This is a genomic window from Kosakonia sp. (genome assembly GCF_032052965.1).
In the GTDB taxonomy this organism is placed as follows: Bacteria; Pseudomonadota; Gammaproteobacteria; order Enterobacterales; family Enterobacteriaceae; genus Kosakonia.
The window spans coordinates 287,539-304,983 of record NZ_DAMBVN010000003.1 but is presented as its reverse complement, the minus strand read 5'-3'; the positions used below and the strand labels follow the sequence as shown (position 1 = coordinate 304,983).

The window sequence follows — 17,445 nt, the reverse complement described above, 5'->3', positions numbered from 1 at the left end:
ACGCCGGGCGTCCGCCCGGCGGATCTCAGTACGTCAAATTAATGCCTGCGCTAATAGCGTAATCGGGTGTTCGCAACGTTTGCTGGTGGACATCTCAATTTGCCATTTGCAGGTTTCACAATCCGTTACTACCAGATCTGCGCCGCTGGCTTCGATTTGCGCAAATAGCGGCGCGCCAATCGCCTGGGAAGTCGGGTAATTCTCGCTCTTAAAACCGTAAGTTCCGGCAATGCCGCAGCAGCGTGAATCCAGCACGGTCAGCTCCAGACCGGGGATACGGCGTAACAGCTCCAGCGTGTAGTGTGTCCAGCCCATTTTTTCCATATGGCAGGGGGTGTGATAGACCACTTTCAACGGTGTCTCTTTCAGGCTGAGCGTGCGCCCTTCATCCAGCATGCGCCAGATCCAGCGTGTCGCCAGGTCGATATGCGACCGCAGATGGCTGTTATCAACATCCAGCAAATGCGGATACTCATCGCGAAGGGTAAATGCACAGGTTGACGAGGTGGCAATCACTGGCAAACCTTCTGAGCCAATCGCCTGTTCCAGTGACTTGACGTTGAATTGTGCCTGCTTTTTGGCCTTACTAAAAAAGCCGTTGGCGATCAGCGGAACCCCGCAGCATTTTTCCCGCTCTAGCAGTTGTACTCCAATGCCCATATTATTCAGCACTCGTAGTAGATCTTTGCCCAGTTGCGGATGGTTGTAATTCACGTAGCAGCCGTGAAAAAACGCCACCTGCTGGGGAAATGCGCGCTGTTGCCCGGCAACGCTGCGATACCAGCGGCGGAAGGTGCCGTGAGAATATTTCGGCAGAGTGCGGTGGTGATCAATTTTCAGGGCTTTGTCGAGTAACTGCCGCACCGGTTTCAGCGCCGTCGCGGTATTCACCAGTGGCGCCAGCGGCGTAGAAAGTGAGCCCATCAGATCGGTATGGCTGAGGATCGCATTACGCACCGACAGCGGTTTCTCTGCATACTGTGCTCGTGCGCGCTGAATGATATCGCCAATTTTTACCCCGGACGGGCACGCCGTTTCGCAGCGTTTGCAGTTGGTACAATATTTAAGCGCCTCGTCATATAACGCTGCGTCTTTCAGGCGTAGCCGCTCGCCATCCGGACCGGCCTGTTTCGGGCCAGGATAAGCCGGATTCACCCGGCTGACCGGGCAGACGGTTGTGCAGACGGTACATTTGATGCAGCTTTCAAACTGAGTCGAGCTCATTGTTCGCCTCCCTGATCGGTAATCTGCTGTGCCGCATGCAGCGCGGTTACCGCGCAAACGCCGCCGCCACACCCCTGGGTGATGGGATCGAACCCACCTAATACCGATCCAATGACGTATAAATTGCTTAACGCACGGCCATGACGTAACCCATTAAGCCGGGCGTTGGTCTGAACACCAAACTGATGCCACGGCTGGCAGGCAAATACATCATCGCCATACCAGTCGCTGCGGTTGTCACTTTGCAAAACGTCCAGATCAAACACCGCTTCGCGTACCCGGTCACGGCTGGCAATCAGGCCATTACTGAAGAAACTGCCGCTGGCGAGCACGATATGGCGTGCGCGCAGCGGGATATCTTCGTGCTTGCGCGTCCACAGTTGCGTTACCTGATCCCCGCTGATATCGGCACGGATCACCTCATCACCGGGCATCCAGCTGCCACCGCTCTGGACAAAACGTTGTTGTAATAGGTGCTGCATACGCAGGCCGGGTACCGACGGCGGCAGGGTGGGCAGTAGACGCAGGGGGCAAGCCAGTTGCTGATTCAGTCGATCAAATACGATGCTATCCATCAGGCCAAAACAGGCGGGCAGCCAGAGCGCCTGATACTGCTCGCTGAGCGGGCGTAACGCCTGGTATAGCGCGGTGTAGTGCTCTGCTGTGTCCAGTTGACGGGCAATGTTCGCGGCCCGAAACTCGCTGGGGTTATCACGCAGGGTGTCGAGCGCAGGCAGTTCAATCTCTTCAGCATGGGCATCAATACCCCGTTTGCGCAGCGTCGCGGCAGCCAGTTGCGGCTGGAAATCAAGAAAACCGCTGATGCCGACCACACCTGTGCGCAGTGTCGTTTCGGGTTTTAACGGCACCTCTTGTGGGCTGAGCCAGGCCCGGCGAAACGTCCCCAGCGGCGTCACGCGCTGATGGGGCGTCTCCGCATCGCCCTGCAGTCGCAGGCCACAGTCTGCCAGCAGTGTTTGCGCCTGGCGGGCATAATTCAGCACGCGATTTGCCCCCAGCAGCGCATAGGGGTGTGCGGTGAAGTGCTGCTCCAGCTGTGTGATGGCGGCAGCGACATCGCTCACCGGTTGACCGTCTGGCAGGTGCGAGAGCAGATCGAGAGAACCTGAGGAGAAGCCCAGCGCGCTTTGGCCGCGGCTGACAATCGCGCAGCGTTGCCCGCTTTCGCTCAGACGGATCCCGCACAGTAGCCCGGCAAGCCCGCCGCCGATAATGACCGTATCAAATCTCATCTTCTGTTTCCTTCTCCAGACCGCACAATCCCTGATAAACCCAACGGGTAAATTCGCTTTCGCGCAGTGCATCGCCCCAGGCGACAGGTTTGACACCTTTCCAGCGCTCGTTAAGAAAATCGGCCAGTTGTGTCAGGGATTCGCGCTCCGTGGTCACATGCAGGCGGTTCAACAGCCCGGCGGCACGGCAGGCACACAGTTCCCCCTGACAGGTGCCCATGCCGACGCGGGTGCGGCGACGTAAGTCGAGCAGTGAATGTACATTGAGGTTTTCTACCGCGTATTGCACTTCGCCCGCAGTGACCGCCTCGCACTCGCAGACCAGGCTGCGGTTATGCCGGGTCGTACCGAGCCAGACCGGGGTGCGATCGCCGTGGCGGTACACGGCAGAACCGCGCAACGGCGTAGGCAGAGAGATAATTTTGCGCAGTGCCTGTTCGGCGGGGTCTTTGGAGCCAGGCAGCGGAGCACTGGCGGTGGTGCAGGCGCGAGTATGATTTAGTTTGCGGCAGACCGCGTCGGTTGCCCATTCTGCCATCAAGCGGTAGGTCATCAGTTTGCCGCCAGTGATAGTGATAAAGCCTTCCAGCCCGTCGCGGGCGGCATGATCCAGCAGCACAATTCCCCGGCTGACATTGCGTCCGCTCGGGTCGTCATCGCTGGCCACCAGCGGGCGTACCCCGGCATAGGCGCGCAAAATTCGCGTCTGTCCCATCACTGGTGCCAGTTTTTCGCCTTCGCGCAACAGAATGTCGACCTCTTCTGGCGTAACGCGAACGTTATCAATATCGTTGTAATCAATATGGGTCGACGTGGTACCAATCAGCGATATGGTATCGCCTGGCACCAGAATGTCAGCATCGGCGGGTTTGCGGCAGCGGTTGATTACATGTTGGTTAATGCGGTGATCGAGAATTAATAGCGCGCCTTTTGCCGGGAACATGCGAATACGCAAATCGGCGTATTCGGCAATGCGCTGGCCCCAGATCCCGGCGGCATTTACCACCACTGGCGCATGCAGTGTTTGTGTCTCGCCGCTGGCGGCATGACGAATGTGTACGCCGCTCACCGTGTCACCATGGCGTAGCAACCCGCAGACTTCGTGGCCGGTCAGGATAGTTGCGCCATGTTCGCGTGCATCCAGCATATTGCTTGCTGTCAGGCGGAACGGATCGACAGTGCCATCCGGAACGCGCACTGCGCCTGTCAGTGCCGGATTGACGCTCGGTTCTATGCGCCGGGCCTCCTGCGGTGAAATGGCCTGTGCCGGAATGCCGGCCAGCTGACAGGCATCAATAAACTGGCGCTGCCACGCTAAGTCATCTTCAGGCAGGGTAATAAACAAGCCGTCGGTCGGCTCGATACAATGGCGGGCGATGCGTTTGAGGATGTGGTTCTCAGCGATACATTCGCGCGCCGACTCGTTGTCGGTCACGGCGTAACGCGCGCCGCTGTGCAGCAGACCGTGGTTACGGCCCGTTGCGCCGGTCGCAATGTCATGGCGTTCAAGCAGCACGGCACGTAGGCCACGCAGGGCACAGTCACGAGCGATACCGGCCCCCGTCGCGCCGCCACCAATTATGATCACATCGTAGTCACTGGAATTGCGCATGGTCGCGTCCTTTTGTTCGACGTTCTTTAACGACCATTTAGCCACACTCTTGCTGTGGTTTGTTTGATATCGCGCATATTCGAACAAAAAACGAAAGTGAAACGCGCTTTCATGCGTGTTTTTAGACTTTTGTCATATTTCTGTAACATTATGTGCGACAACTCACCCTCTCTGAATAAAACTTTCAATACAATTCGCGACGACTAACTCCTGTTATGTTCGTTTTCACTCATTGATGACAGGCATCATGAGTTCATTGCGCCATGGAGGCCGCTATGTTGAGTATTTTTAAACCCGCCCCCCATCAGTCGCGTCTGCCGGCAGAGCAGATCGATACGACCTACCGTCGTTTACGCTGGCAGATATTTCTGGGGATTTTCTTCGGCTACGCAGCCTATTACCTGGTGCGTAAAAACTTTGCGCTGGCCATGCCGTATCTGGTTGAGCAGGGGTTTTCACGCGGGGATTTAGGCTTTGCCTTGTCCGGTATTTCCATTGCTTATGGTTTTTCCAAATTTATTATGGGTTCTGTTTCTGACCGCTCGAACCCACGCGTGTTTCTGCCTGCCGGGCTGATTCTGGCGGCCGCGGTGATGTTGTTTATGGGGTTTGTGCCCTGGGCGACGTCGAGCATTATGGTGATGTTTGTGCTGCTTTTCTTGTGCGGCTGGTTCCAGGGGATGGGCTGGCCGCCGTGCGGGCGCACCATGGTGCACTGGTGGTCGCAGAAAGAGCGCGGTGGGATTGTGTCGGTATGGAACTGCGCGCATAACGTCGGCGGCGGTGTGCCGCCCCTGTTGTTCCTGCTGGGTATGGCATGGTTCAACGACTGGCATGCCGCGCTATATATGCCTGCCTTTGCCGCGATTGTGGTTGCGATTTTTGCCTTCGCATTAATGCGCGATACGCCGCAGTCTTGCGGTTTGCCGCCGATTGAAGAATACAAGAATGACTACCCGGATGATTATACCGAAACGCACGAACAGGAACTGACAGCAAAGCAGATCTTCATGCAGTACATCCTGCCTAACAAGCTGCTGTGGTATATCGCGGTAGCCAATGTGTTTGTCTATCTGCTGCGTTACGGCATCCTCGACTGGTCGCCAACCTACCTGAAAGAAGTGAAGCATTTCGCGCTGGATAAATCCTCCTGGGCGTACTTCTTTTATGAATATGCAGGTATTCCCGGCACGCTGATCTGCGGCTGGATGTCAGATAAGGTCTTCCGGGGGAATCGAGGTGCCACCGGGGTGTTCTTTATGACCCTGGTGACCATTGCGACAATCGTTTACTGGCTTAACCCGCCGGGAAATCCGACCCTCGATATGATCTGTATGATTGTTATTGGTTTCCTGATTTATGGCCCGGTGATGCTGATCGGTTTGCATGCGCTGGAGCTGGCGCCGAAAAAAGCGGCGGGGACAGCAGCAGGCTTTACGGGTCTGTTTGGTTACCTTGGCGGTTCGGTCGCGGCCAGCGCCATTGTTGGCTATACCGTCGATTACTTCGGCTGGGATGGCGGCTTTATGGTGATGATTGGCGGTAGCATTCTGGCGGTATTGTTGCTGATTGTGGTGATGATTGGCGAGAAGCGCCATCACGCCGAGCTGCTTGCGCGTCGCTCATAACAGGAAGCTGAGATGAAAACGACATTTACCCGTCTTTCCACCGGCCTGCTGCTGGCCGGTCTGTTTGCCAGCCAGGCGCCGGCCGCAGAAAAAATTGTTATCGCGCACCGTGGAGCCAGCGGTTACTTACCGGAACATACGCTACCGGCAAAAGCGATGGCCTATGCGCAGGGTGCGGATTATCTCGAGCAGGATCTGGTGATGACCAAAGACGATCACCTGGTAGTGTTACATGATCACTACCTCGATCGCGTCACCGATGTAGCCACGCGTTTTCCGGATCGTGCCCGTAAAGATGGCCGTTACTACGCCATTGATTTTACGCTGGACGAGATCCGCTCGCTGAAATTCACCGAGGGGTTTGAACTGGAAAACGGCAAAAAAGTGCAGGTTTTTCCGGGGCGCTTCCCGATGGGCAAATCCGATTTTCGTATTCATACTTTTGAAGAAGAGATCGAATTTGTACAGGGGTTGAATCACTCGACCGGTAAAAACATAGGTATCTATCCGGAAATTAAAGCGCCATGGTTCCATCATCAGGAAGGCAAAGACATTGCGAGGAAAACGCTGGAAGTGCTGAAGAAGTACGGCTACACCCGCAAGGATGACAAGGTCTATCTGCAATGCTTTGACGCAAATGAACTGAAGCGTATTAAGCACACGCTGGAGCCGGAGATGGGGATGGATCTCAATCTGGTGCAGTTAATTGCTTATACCGACTGGAATGAAACGCAGGAACAGCAGCCGGACGGTAAATGGGTAAACTACAGCTACGACTGGATGTTTAAACCCGGTGCGATGAAACAGATTGCGCAATATGCGGATGGCATCGGACCGGACTACCCTATGCTGGTGGCGGAGGGCTCCACGGTCGGGCACGTTAAGCTGACGGCAATGGTCAAAGAGGCGCATGCCAGCCATCTTCAGGTGCATCCGTTTACCGTGCGGGCGGATAAGCTCCCCGATTACACCCAAAATGTGGATCAGCTTTATCAGGTGTTGTACAACCAGGCGGGCGTCGATGGATTGTTTACCGATTTCCCGGATAAAGCCGTGCAGTTTCTTCACCGGCAACCATAAATAAAAAAGGCCTGAAAAGGCCTTTTTACGTTGTCTCTGTGCAGGCCTGCCGCGCAGCATTGACCGGCAGGTTTGTGCTGACCCGATTTACATCTCGATTTCGATGTCGCCTTTTGCCCGGCAGCAGCAGGGCAAAATTTCCCCTTCGTTGATAAAGGCAAGCGGTTCGGCGATCCAGTCTACCTGGCCTGTTACCAGACGGCAGCGACAGGAACCGCAGTAACCTTCGCGGCACTGATATTCAACTTCTACCTGCTGTGACTCCAGCGCCACCAGCAGGGAAGGGTGTTCATCCCGGCACAGCACCTCAGTGCCGGAAAGACGTAGCGTTATGCGGCTCATCAGAGCTGGAAGTTGCTCAGATCGTCGGTATCCACTTCAGAGTCAATCTGACCGACCAGGTAAGAACTGACTTCCACTTCCTGCGGCGCGACCTGCACGTTATCGGACACCAGCCAGGTGTTGATCCACGGGATCGGATTTGAACGCGTCTGGAAGGGTAAATCCAGGCCGACGGCCTGCATGCGGATATTGGTGATGTACTCCACGTACTGGCAAAGAATATCTTTGTTCAGGCCGATCATCGAACCGCCCTGGAACAGGTATTCCGCCCACTCTTTTTCCTGCAGTGCCGCCTGCACAAACAGGTCATAACACTCCTGTTTACACTCTTCAGCAATCTCTGCCATTTCCGGATCGTCCACGCCAGAGCGCAGCAGGTTGAGCATATGCTGCGTCCCGGTGAGATGCAGGGCCTCATCACGCGCAATCAGGCGAATGATTTTGGCATTTCCCTCCATCAGTTCGCGCTCGGCGAAAGCGAAGGAGCAGGCAAAGCTGACATAGAAGCGAATCGCTTCCAGCGCATTGACACTCATCAGGCACAGGTAGAGTTTCTTCTTCAGCTCGCGCAGGCTTACGGTGATGGTTTTGCCGTTCACGCTGTGGGTGCCTTCGCCCAGCAGATGCCAGTAGCTGGTCATTTCGATCAGATCATCATAGAAGTGCGAAATACCTTCCGCGCGTTTGAGGATCTGCTCGTTGGTCACGATATCGTCAAACACCACCGCCGGATCGTTAACGATATTACGGATGATGTGGGTGTAGGAGCGGGAGTGGATCGTCTCAGAGAAGGCCCACGTCTCAACCCAGGTTTCCAGTTCCGGAATCGAAATCAGCGGCAGCAGCGCGACGTTCGGGCTGCGGCCCTGAATGGAGTCCAGCAGCGTCTGGTACTTCAGGTTGCTGATAAAAATGTGTTTTTCGTGTTCCGGCAGCGCCTGGAAGTCGATGCGATCGCGGGAAACGTCAACTTCTTCCGGACGCCAGAAGAAGGAGAGTTGCTTTTCAATCAGCTTTTCGAAGATGTCATATTTTTGCTGATCGTAGCGCGCCACGTTAACCGGCTGGCCAAAGAACATCGGTTCCAGCAGCTGATTGTTTTTCGTCTGTGAAAAAGTGGTGTATGCCATTGAATGTGAGTCCTGTCTTGCGAAAGAAAAGGGCGGGTTTCCCCGCCCCTTCGTTAGATCTTACATGCGCCGCTTTCGCAGCCATCGTCCTGGATAGAAGGCACCAGGTCATCCTGTGCGTCTTCTGCGCCATCGCGAGTGTTTTGATAATACAGCGTCTTCACACCAAATTTGTAGGCGGTGAGCAAGTCTTTCAGCAATTGTTGCATCGGCACTTTGCCCGACGGGAAACGCGACGGATCGTAGTTGGTGTTGGCCGAAATCGACTGGTCGATAAACTTCTGCATAATCCCAACCAGTTGCAGATAGCCGTCATTGTTCGGCATTTCCCACAGCAGTTCGTAGGCATTGCTCAGTTTTTCGTAATCCGGTACCACCTGACGCAGGATGCCATCTTTCGAGGCTTTAATACTCACGTGGCCGCGCGGCGGTTCGATACCGTTAGTGGCATTGGAGATCTGCGACGAGGTTTCCGACGGCATCAGCGCAGAGAGCGTGGAGTTGCGCAGACCGTGCGTTTTAATGGACTCACGCAGCGCTTCCCAGTCGTAATGCAGCGGTTCGTTGGTAATACCGTCGAGATCCTTTTTATACGTATCGATCGGCAGAATACCCTGCGAGTAAGTGGTTTCGTTGAACCACGGGCAAGCGCCTTGTTCTTTCGCCAGTTCGTTAGAGGCTTTCAGCAGCCAGTACTGAATGGCTTCGAACGTCTGGTGCGTCAGGTTATTCGCGCTACCGTCAGAGTAACGTTTACCGTTTTTCGCCAGCCAGTAAGCAAAGTTGATGACACCAATACCCAGTGTACGGCGGCCCATTGCCCCGCGTTTTGCAGCCAGGATCGGGTAATCCTGGTAATCAAGCAGGGCGTCCAGCGCGCGAACGGCCAACGTTGCCAGCTCTTCCAGTTCGTCGAGATTCTGAATCGCGCCGAGGTTAAAAGCAGACAGCGTACAGAGCGCAATCTCGCCGTTCTCGTCGTTCACATCGTCCAGCGGTTTGGTCGGCAGGGCGATTTCCAGACACAGGTTAGACTGACGTACAGGTGCAACCACCGGATCGAACGGGCTGTGCGTGTTGCAGTGATCCACGTTCTGGATGTAGATACGGCCGGTAGACGCCCGTTCCTGCATCATCAGTGAAAACAGCTCAACGGCTTTAATGCGCTGTTTACGGATGCTGTCATCTTTTTCATATTGGGTGTACAGGCGCTCAAACTCATCCTGATCGGCAAAGAAGGCGTCGTACAAACCCGGGACGTCAGACGGGCTAAACAGGGTGATGTCTTCGCCTTTCAGCAAACGGGTGTACATCAGTTTGTTGATTTGCACGCCGTAGTCCATGTGACGCACGCGGTTGCCTTCAACGCCACGGTTGTTTTTCAGTACCAGCAGGCTTTCGACTTCCAGGTGCCACATCGGGTAGAACAGCGTCGCCGCACCGCCACGCACGCCACCCTGAGAGCAGGATTTCACGGCGGTCTGGAAGTGTTTGTAGAACGGAATGCAACCGGTGTGGAAGGCTTCGCCACCCCGGATCGGGCTCCCCAGCGCACGAATGCGACCCGCGTTGATGCCGATACCGGCGCGCTGAGAAACGTATTTCACGATCGCGCTGGAGGTCGCATTAATGGAGTCCAGGCTGTCGCCGCACTCGATCAACACGCAGGAGCTGAACTGACGGGTTGGGGTACGCACGCCGGACATGATCGGCGTCGGCAGCGAAATTTTGAACGTCGAAACCGCATCATAAAAGCGTTTTACATAGTCCAGACGGGTTTCGCGCGGATAGTTGGAGAACAGGCACGCCGCAACCAGAATATACAAGAACTGCGCGCTCTCGTAGATCTCCCCGGTAACGCGGTTCTGAACCAGATATTTACCTTCCAGTTGCTTCACTGCGGCGTAAGAAAAGTTCATGTCGCGCCAGTGGTCGATAAAACCGTCCATCTGCTTGAACTCTTCTTCCGTGTAGTCTTCCAGCAGATGATGATCGTATTTGCCCAGTTCAACCATTTTGGTGACGTGATCAAACAGTGCCGGTGGTTCGAACTGACCGTAGGCTTTTTTACGCAGGTGGAAAATCGCCAGGCGCGCCGCCAGGTACTGGTAATCCGGCGCCTCGCGGGAGATCAGATCTGCCGCTGCTTTGATAATCGTTTCGTGGATATCGGAGGTTTTGATCCCGTCATAGAACTGAATATGTGAACGCAATTCAACCTGCGAGATAGATACGTTATTCAGCCCCTCTGCCGCCCAATCCAGTACTCGATGAATTTTGTCGAGATTGATGCGCTCTGTGCCACCATCACGCTTTGTCACCAGCAGACTCTGATTCATGTGCTTACCTGTCCGTGAAATAAAAGTATCCCCCCATTTATCCACAGTCGGTCGCTGTGACTAACTCTGTGGATAAATACTATATGTAGGGGGTTTGCGATAAGAGAAACGCTATATGGTGAGTATTCTAGTAAGGATTCTTTTCAGTACAAGAGTTGATTTTGAGGTTAAATTGAGGTTGCGAAAGGGTAATAATCGCTAAGTCCACGTATTGTAAGGCCTGGCGGGGATGTCAATATTTCGCAAAAAAAAATGAATTTTTGATCGAGTGCTGATTTCTTCATCGGCGACGAGGATTGCGCAGTTTGATGCTGCGCAATCTTTATAACTTTAACTGATGACCTTAGTCGTTTTTTGCCGTTGTATGTAACATGTAATTAACATCAACACCTGGCCCTAAGGTAAATTTATTCAGCAGCGGATTATAATGTAACCCGGTAATATGACGTTCCTGTAACACAGTACCGTCGACCCAGGTTAACAACTCGGCTGGCTTGATAAATTTTTTCACATCATGCGTGCCTTTTGGCACCATCCGTAGCACATATTCCGCACCGACAACCGCCATCAGCCAGGCTTTGCCGTTACGGTTAATGGTCGAAAAGAAGACATGGCCGCCAGGTTTCACGAGCTGCGCGCAGGCTTTGACCACGGATTGCGGATCGGGTACGTGCTCGAGCATTTCCATACAGGTCACCACATCATACTGCTGTGCATGCCTGGCGGCATGTTCTTCGACGGTTTCTTGCACATAGTCAACTTCAATGCCGGATTCCAGCGCATGCAGACGGGCGACCTGCAAAGGTTCAAAGCCCATATCCAGCCCGGTAACGTTGGCACCTTCGCGCGCCATGCTTTCCGCCAGAATGCCGCCGCCACAGCCAACATCCAGCACGGTTTTACCGAACAGACCGCCTGCGTGTTCTGCAATGTAGCCCAGGCGCAGCGGGTTAATGCGGTGCAACGGTTTAAACTCGCCTTCTTTATCCCACCAGCGTGAAGCGACGGCTTCAAATTTGGCGATTTCAGCATGATCGACGTTCTGGCCGGCCGGCGATTTTTCGGCATTCATGTGCGCAATGACTCCTCTCTTAATAAGACTGTGGAGTATATCAGGCCAACGGGATGAATAAACCTTTGACGGGGTGTTATAGGTTTACCTGTCTCAAAGCGGTTGTGTTATAATTTGCGACCTTTGAATCCGGGATACAGTAGAGGGATAGCGGTTAGATGAGCGACCTTGCGAGAGAAATTACACCGGTTAACATCGAGGAAGAGCTGAAAAGCTCCTATCTGGACTATGCGATGTCGGTCATTGTTGGCCGTGCGCTTCCGGACGTCCGAGATGGCTTAAAACCGGTTCACCGTCGCGTACTTTACGCCATGAACGTATTGGGCAATGACTGGAATAAAGCCTACAAAAAATCTGCCCGTGTCGTTGGTGACGTAATCGGTAAATACCATCCCCATGGTGATTCCGCGGTGTATGACACCATTGTGCGCATGGCGCAGCCGTTCTCGCTGCGTTATATGCTGGTTGATGGTCAGGGTAACTTCGGTTCCATTGATGGTGACTCCGCGGCAGCGATGCGTTATACGGAAATCCGCCTGGCGAAGATCGCCCATGAATTAATGGCCGATCTGGAAAAAGAAACGGTGGATTACGTCGATAACTACGACGGCACCGAAAAAATTCCTGATGTGATGCCAACCAAGATCCCGAACCTGCTGGTCAACGGCTCTTCGGGGATTGCGGTCGGTATGGCGACCAACATTCCGCCGCATAACCTGACGGAAGTGATTAACGGTTGCCTGGCCTATATCGACAACGAAGACATCAGCGTCGAAGGGCTGATGGAACACATTCCTGGGCCGGACTTCCCGACTGCCGCCATTATTAATGGCCGCCGTGGTATTGAAGAGGCCTATCGCACCGGTCGCGGCAAAATCTATATTCGCGCGCGCGCGGAAGTGGAAGCCGATGCGAAAACCGGGCGTGAGACAATCATTGTTCACGAGATCCCGTATCAGGTGAACAAAGCGCGTCTGATCGAAAAGATCGCCGAGCTGGTTAAAGACAAGCGTGTTGAAGGCATTAGCGCGCTGCGCGACGAGTCTGACAAAGACGGCATGCGCATTGTGATTGAAGTGAAACGCGACGCGGTGGGTGAAGTGGTTCTCAATAACCTCTATTCCCAGACGCAACTGCAGGTTTCTTTTGGTATCAACATGGTTGCTTTGCACCATGGTCAGCCGAAGATCATGACGCTGAAAGAGATCCTTGCCGCGTTTGTTCGTCACCGTCGTGAAGTGGTGACGCGCCGTACCATTTTTGAACTGCGTAAAGCACGTGATCGTGCGCATATCCTTGAAGCGCTGGCGGTTGCGCTGGCGAATATCGACCCGATCATTGAACTGATTCGTCGTGCACCTACGCCGGCAGAAGCAAAAGCAGGCCTGGTCGCACAGCCGTGGGATCTGGGCAATGTGGCGTCAATGCTGGAACGTGCGGGCGATGACGCTGCGCGTCCGGAGTGGCTGGAGCCGGAGTTCGGTATCCGCGAGGGTAAATACTATCTGACCGAACAGCAGGCACAGGCGATCCTGGATCTGCGTTTGCAAAAACTGACCGGTCTTGAGCATGAAAAACTGCTCGAAGAGTATAAAGAGCTGCTGACCCAGATCGCTGAACTGCTGCACATCCTCGGCAGCGCTGAGCGTCTGATGGAAGTGATCCGCGAAGAGCTTGAGCTGGTTCGCGAACAGTTTGGCGATGAGCGTCGCACCGAAATCACCGCCAACAGCGCCGATATTAACATTGAAGACCTGATTAACCAGGAAGACGTAGTAGTAACGCTGTCTCATCAGGGCTATGTGAAATATCAGCCGCTGACCGATTACGAAGCCCAGCGCCGTGGCGGTAAGGGTAAATCGGCTGCGCGTATTAAAGAAGAAGACTTTATTGATCGCCTGCTGGTGGCCAATACCCATGACACGATCCTCTGCTTCTCCAGCCGTGGTCGTCTGTACTGGATGAAGGTGTATCAGCTGCCGGAAGCAAGCCGTGGCGCACGTGGTCGTCCGATTGTGAACCTGCTGCCGCTTGAGCCGAATGAACGTATTACGGCTATTCTGCCGGTTCGTGAATACGAAGAGGGCGTAAACGTCTTTATGGCGACCGCCAGCGGTACCGTGAAGAAAACCGCACTGACCGAATTCAGCCGTCCGCGTTCTGCTGGCATCATTGCCGTGAACCTGAACGAAGGCGATGAGCTGATTGGCGTGGATCTCACCTCGGGTAACGACGAAGTGATGCTGTTCTCTGCCGCCGGTAAAGTGGTGCGCTTTAAAGACAGTGCCGTTCGCGCAATGGGGCGTACTGCCACCGGCGTGCGTGGTATCAGGCTGGCAGAAAACGACAGCGTGGTATCGCTGATTGTTCCGCGTGGCGAAGGCGCAATCCTGACGGTGACGCAGAACGGTTACGGTAAACGTACGGCAGAAACCGAGTATCCGACCAAGTCTCGTGGTACGCAGGGCGTGATTTCCATCAAGGTCACCGAGCGTAACGGCTCTGTGGTCGGGGCGGTGCAGGTTGCCGATAGCGACCAGATCATGATGATCACCGATGCCGGTACGCTGGTGCGTACACGCGTGTCAGAAATCAGCGTAGTGGGGCGTAATACCCAGGGCGTGATTCTGATCCGTACCGCGGAAGACGAAAACGTGGTGGGGCTGCAGCGTGTGGCCGAGCCGGTGGACGACGAAGAGCTTGACTCTATCGACGGGAGTGTCGCAGAAGGGGACGATGATATCGCACCGGAAGCGGAAACCGACGATGACGTGGCCGACGACGCCGACGAATAATGCGTTACAAAGGGCCGGTTTTCGGCCCTTTTTCATTGCCGTTGCGGGCTTTGCGTTTTACCGCTACCTTAACTTCACTCTTTTTTATCTTCCACGTGGCGGAGTTTCCCCAGGTTGAAATACCTTGTCTCTTTTCGCAGTACCCTGAAAGTCTCCCGCTATCTGTTCAGGGCGCTGGCGCTATTGCTTTGGCTACTGATTGCCTTTTTCTCTGTCTTTTACATCGTTAATGCTCTGCATGACAAAGAGTCGGAAATTCGCCAGGAGTTTAATTTAAGCTCCGATCAGGCGCAGCGCTACATTCAGCGCACCTCAGACGTCATGAAAGAACTGAAGTACATTGCTGAAAACCGCCTGACGGCGGAAAACGGCATTCTGACTTCCCGTAACCGCGACGATAAAACGGCCGTGCCGACCTTCTCACCGCTATTCCCGGACTCCGACTGCTCGGCAATGGGCACTTCATGGCGTGGTTCACTGGAGTCGCTGGCGTGGTTTATGCGCTACTGGCGCGATAATTTCTCTGCTGCCTACGATCTCAACCGTGTTTTTCTCATTGGCAGCGACAATCTCTGCATGGCGGACTTCGGCCTGCGCGATCTGCCTGTGGAGCGGGATGATACGCTGAAAAGCCTGCATGAACGGATTGTGAAATACCGTAACGCGCCGCAGGATGAACGCAGCAATAACCTCTACTGGATGACTCAGGGGCCACGTCCGGGGATTGGTTATTTCTACGCCCTGACGCCGGTGTATCTTGGGAATCGTCTGCAGGCACTGTTGGGTACGGAACAATCCATTCGTATGGAAAACTTCTTTACCCCAGGCAGCCTGCCGATGGGCGTAACGATTCTGGATGAAAGCGGGCATTCGCTGATTTCTCTCACCGGTCAGGATAGCGGCATTACCGCCGATCCGCGCTGGCTTCAGGAGCGTACCTGGTTCGGTTATACCTCCGGCTTTCGTGAGCTGATCCTGAAAAAGAGCCTGCCGCCGTCATCGTTGAGTGTGGTCTACTCCGTGCCGGTTGATATGGTGCTGGAACGCATTCGGATGCTGATCCTTAATGCGGTGTTGCTCAATGTGCTGGTCGGGGTCGCGTTGTTTACCCTGGCGCGTATGTATGAACGGCGCATCTTTATTCCGGCGGAAAATGATGCCCAGCGGCTGGAAGAGCATGAGCAATTCAACCGCAAAATTGTCGCCTCTGCGCCGGTCGGTATCTGTATTTTGCGCACCCAGGATGGGACTAACATCCTCAGTAATGAGCTGGCGCATAACTACCTGAATATGTTGACGCACGAGGATCGGCAGCGGCTCACGCAAATCATCTGTGGCCAGCAGGTCAATTTTGTCGATGTTCTGACCAGCAATAATACCAACCTGCAAATCAGCTTTGTGCATTCACGCTATCGTAATGAAAACGTGGCGATTTGCGTGCTGGTAGATGTCTCCGCCCGCGTGAAAATGGAAGAGTCACTGCAGGAGATGGCGCAGGCGGCAGAACAGGCGAGCCAGTCGAAGTCAATGTTCCTCGCGACCGTCAGCCATGAACTCCGCACACCGCTATATGGCATTATCGGTAACCTTGATCTGCTGCAAACCAAAGAGCTGCCGAAGGGCGTTGATCGACTGGTTACGGCAATGAATAACTCGTCGAGCCTGCTGCTGAAAATCATCAGCGATATTCTCGACTTCTCGAAAATTGAATCGGAACAGCTGAAGATTGAACCGCGTGAGTTTTCGCCGCGGGAAGTAATGAGCCATATCACCGCCAACTATCTGCCGCTGGTGGTGCGCAAGCAACTGGGTCTTTACTGTTTTATCGAACCCAACGTCCCCGCGACGCTGAATGGCGATCCGATGCGTTTGCAGCAGGTGATCTCAAACCTGTTGAGTAACGCCATTAAGTTTACGGATATCGGCTGCATTATTTTGCATGTCCAGTGTGATGATAATTACCTGAGCATTCGTGTGCGTGATACCGGCGTCGGGATCCCGGGCAAAGAGGTGGTACGGCTGTTTGATCCGTTCTTTCAGGTGGGGACTGGGGTGCAGCGCAATTTCCAGGGAACCGGGCTGGGGCTGGCCATTTGCGAGAAATTGATCAGCATGATGGACGGGGATATTTCGGTGGACACAGAACCGGGAATGGGCAGCCAGTTTACCATCCGCATTCCACTGTATGGCCGCGTGCCAGCGACGCCAGTCGAGGCTGATGGGCTGGTGGACACCTGTTGCTGGCTGTCCGTGCGTAATGCCTCGTTGTCGGGTTACCTTGAAAGCCTGCTGAAGTGGCAGGGTATCACGGTTAAGCACTATGACGGACGGGCGCTCGGTAACCAGGATACGCTGATCACCGATGATGAACTTTTATCGTCGTGGACCGGGCGCGCCGCCATTATTTTCTGTCGCCGCCATATTGGTATTCCGGTGGAACGGGCGCCGGGAGAGTGGCTGCACAGCGTAGCGTCGCCGCACGATCTGCTGGCGTTGCTGGGGCGCATTTACCGCGTACAGGTGGTCGAGCAGCAAACGGACAGTGCGTTGCCAGAAGCGAGCAGTGAAACGTCGCGCAACGACGACATGATGATCCTGGTCGTAGACGATCATCCAATTAACCGGCGCTTGCTGGCAGATCAGTTGGGATCGCTGGGTTATCAATGTAAAACCGCCAACGATGGCGTGGATGCGCTGAATGTGTTGAGTAAAAACCATATCGACATTGTACTCAGCGATGTCAACATGCCGAATATGGATGGTTATCGCTTAACGCAGCGAATTCGCCAGCTCGGACTGACGCTACCGGTTATTGGTGTGACGGCGAATGCGCTGGCGGAAGAGAAGCAGCGTTGTCTGGAGTCAGGAATGGACAGTTGCCTGTCAAAACCGGTGACGCTGGATGTGCTTAAACAGACCCTCGCTGCCTATGCCGCACGGGTTAGAAACAGTCGGATTTAGCGAAAGCAG

Annotated in this window: 11 protein-coding genes; 4 read left to right on the top strand and 7 right to left on the bottom strand. The window is 54.4% G+C overall.

All coding sequences use genetic code 11. The features are described from left to right. Positions 1 to 33: 33 nt before the first annotated feature. From glpC to glpA, 3 genes are read right to left on the bottom strand one after another with little or no spacing between them, the layout of a single operon-like run. Positions 34 to 1,224 carry an anaerobic glycerol-3-phosphate dehydrogenase subunit GlpC gene (gene glpC / locus RTX30_RS06495; RefSeq protein ID WP_312688034.1) on the bottom strand — a complete coding sequence of 397 codons (1,191 nt, stop codon included), beginning with the start codon at positions 1,222 to 1,224 and terminating at the stop codon, positions 34 to 36. Further along, the gene (gene glpB, locus RTX30_RS06490) at positions 1,221 to 2,477 is read right to left on the bottom strand and encodes a glycerol-3-phosphate dehydrogenase subunit GlpB (RefSeq protein ID WP_312688031.1); all 1,257 of its coding nucleotides are present in this window, start codon (positions 2,475 to 2,477) and stop codon (positions 1,221 to 1,223) included. The genes glpC and glpB overlap by 4 nt, the downstream gene beginning before the upstream one ends. Then, a complete protein-coding gene (gene glpA / locus RTX30_RS06485; RefSeq protein WP_312688028.1) occupies positions 2,467 to 4,089 on the bottom strand; it encodes an anaerobic glycerol-3-phosphate dehydrogenase subunit A in 1,623 nt (540 codons plus the stop codon). The genes glpB and glpA overlap by 11 nt, the downstream gene beginning before the upstream one ends. Before the next feature lie 275 nt (positions 4,090 to 4,364). Here glpA and glpT point away from each other — a divergent pair, with 275 nt between their 5' ends. Together glpT and glpQ are read left to right on the top strand one after the other, a co-directional pair. Beyond that, positions 4,365 to 5,717 carry a glycerol-3-phosphate transporter gene (gene glpT, locus RTX30_RS06480; protein WP_312688026.1) on the top strand — a complete coding sequence of 451 codons (1,353 nt, stop codon included), beginning with the start codon at positions 4,365 to 4,367 and terminating at the stop codon, positions 5,715 to 5,717. Between the two features lie 12 nt (positions 5,718 to 5,729). Next, a complete protein-coding gene (glpQ, locus tag RTX30_RS06475; RefSeq protein ID WP_312688024.1) occupies positions 5,730 to 6,797 on the top strand; it encodes a glycerophosphodiester phosphodiesterase in 1,068 nt (355 codons plus the stop codon). An 87-nt stretch (positions 6,798 to 6,884) separates the two neighbouring features. Here glpQ and yfaE read toward each other — a convergent pair whose 3' ends face one another. The 4 genes from yfaE to ubiG all read right to left on the bottom strand — a co-directional run bounded on the left by yfaE (position 6,885) and on the right by ubiG (position 11,680). Further along, positions 6,885 to 7,139: a class I ribonucleotide reductase maintenance protein YfaE gene (gene yfaE / locus RTX30_RS06470; protein ID WP_312688021.1), complete on the bottom strand. Its 255-nt coding sequence runs from the start codon at positions 7,137 to 7,139 to the stop codon at positions 6,885 to 6,887. Continuing rightward, positions 7,139 to 8,269, bottom strand: a complete 1,131-nt coding sequence (gene nrdB, locus RTX30_RS06465) for a class Ia ribonucleoside-diphosphate reductase subunit beta (RefSeq protein WP_312688017.1) — start codon at positions 8,267 to 8,269, stop codon at positions 7,139 to 7,141. The genes yfaE and nrdB overlap by 1 nt, the downstream gene beginning before the upstream one ends. 53 nt (positions 8,270 to 8,322) lie before the next feature. Further along, the gene (gene nrdA / locus RTX30_RS06460; protein ID WP_312688014.1) at positions 8,323 to 10,608 is read right to left on the bottom strand and encodes a class 1a ribonucleoside-diphosphate reductase subunit alpha; all 2,286 of its coding nucleotides are present in this window, start codon (positions 10,606 to 10,608) and stop codon (positions 8,323 to 8,325) included. Between the two features lie 343 nt (positions 10,609 to 10,951). Then, complete coding sequence (gene ubiG / locus RTX30_RS06455; RefSeq protein ID WP_312688012.1) at positions 10,952 to 11,680, bottom strand: bifunctional 2-polyprenyl-6-hydroxyphenol methylase/3-demethylubiquinol 3-O-methyltransferase UbiG; 729 nt, start codon at positions 11,678 to 11,680, stop codon at positions 10,952 to 10,954. Positions 11,681 to 11,838: 158 nt separating this feature from the next. Here ubiG and gyrA point away from each other — a divergent pair, with 158 nt between their 5' ends. Both gyrA and rcsC read left to right on the top strand, forming a co-directional pair. Beyond that, positions 11,839 to 14,475 carry a DNA topoisomerase (ATP-hydrolyzing) subunit A gene (gene gyrA, locus RTX30_RS06450; RefSeq protein WP_312688010.1) on the top strand — a complete coding sequence of 879 codons (2,637 nt, stop codon included), beginning with the start codon at positions 11,839 to 11,841 and terminating at the stop codon, positions 14,473 to 14,475. A 114-nt stretch (positions 14,476 to 14,589) separates the two neighbouring features. Next, positions 14,590 to 17,436, top strand: coding sequence for a two-component system sensor histidine kinase RcsC (gene rcsC, locus RTX30_RS06445; protein WP_312688008.1), 2,847 nt, complete (start codon positions 14,590 to 14,592; stop codon positions 17,434 to 17,436). Positions 17,437 to 17,445: the final 9 nt, after the last annotated feature.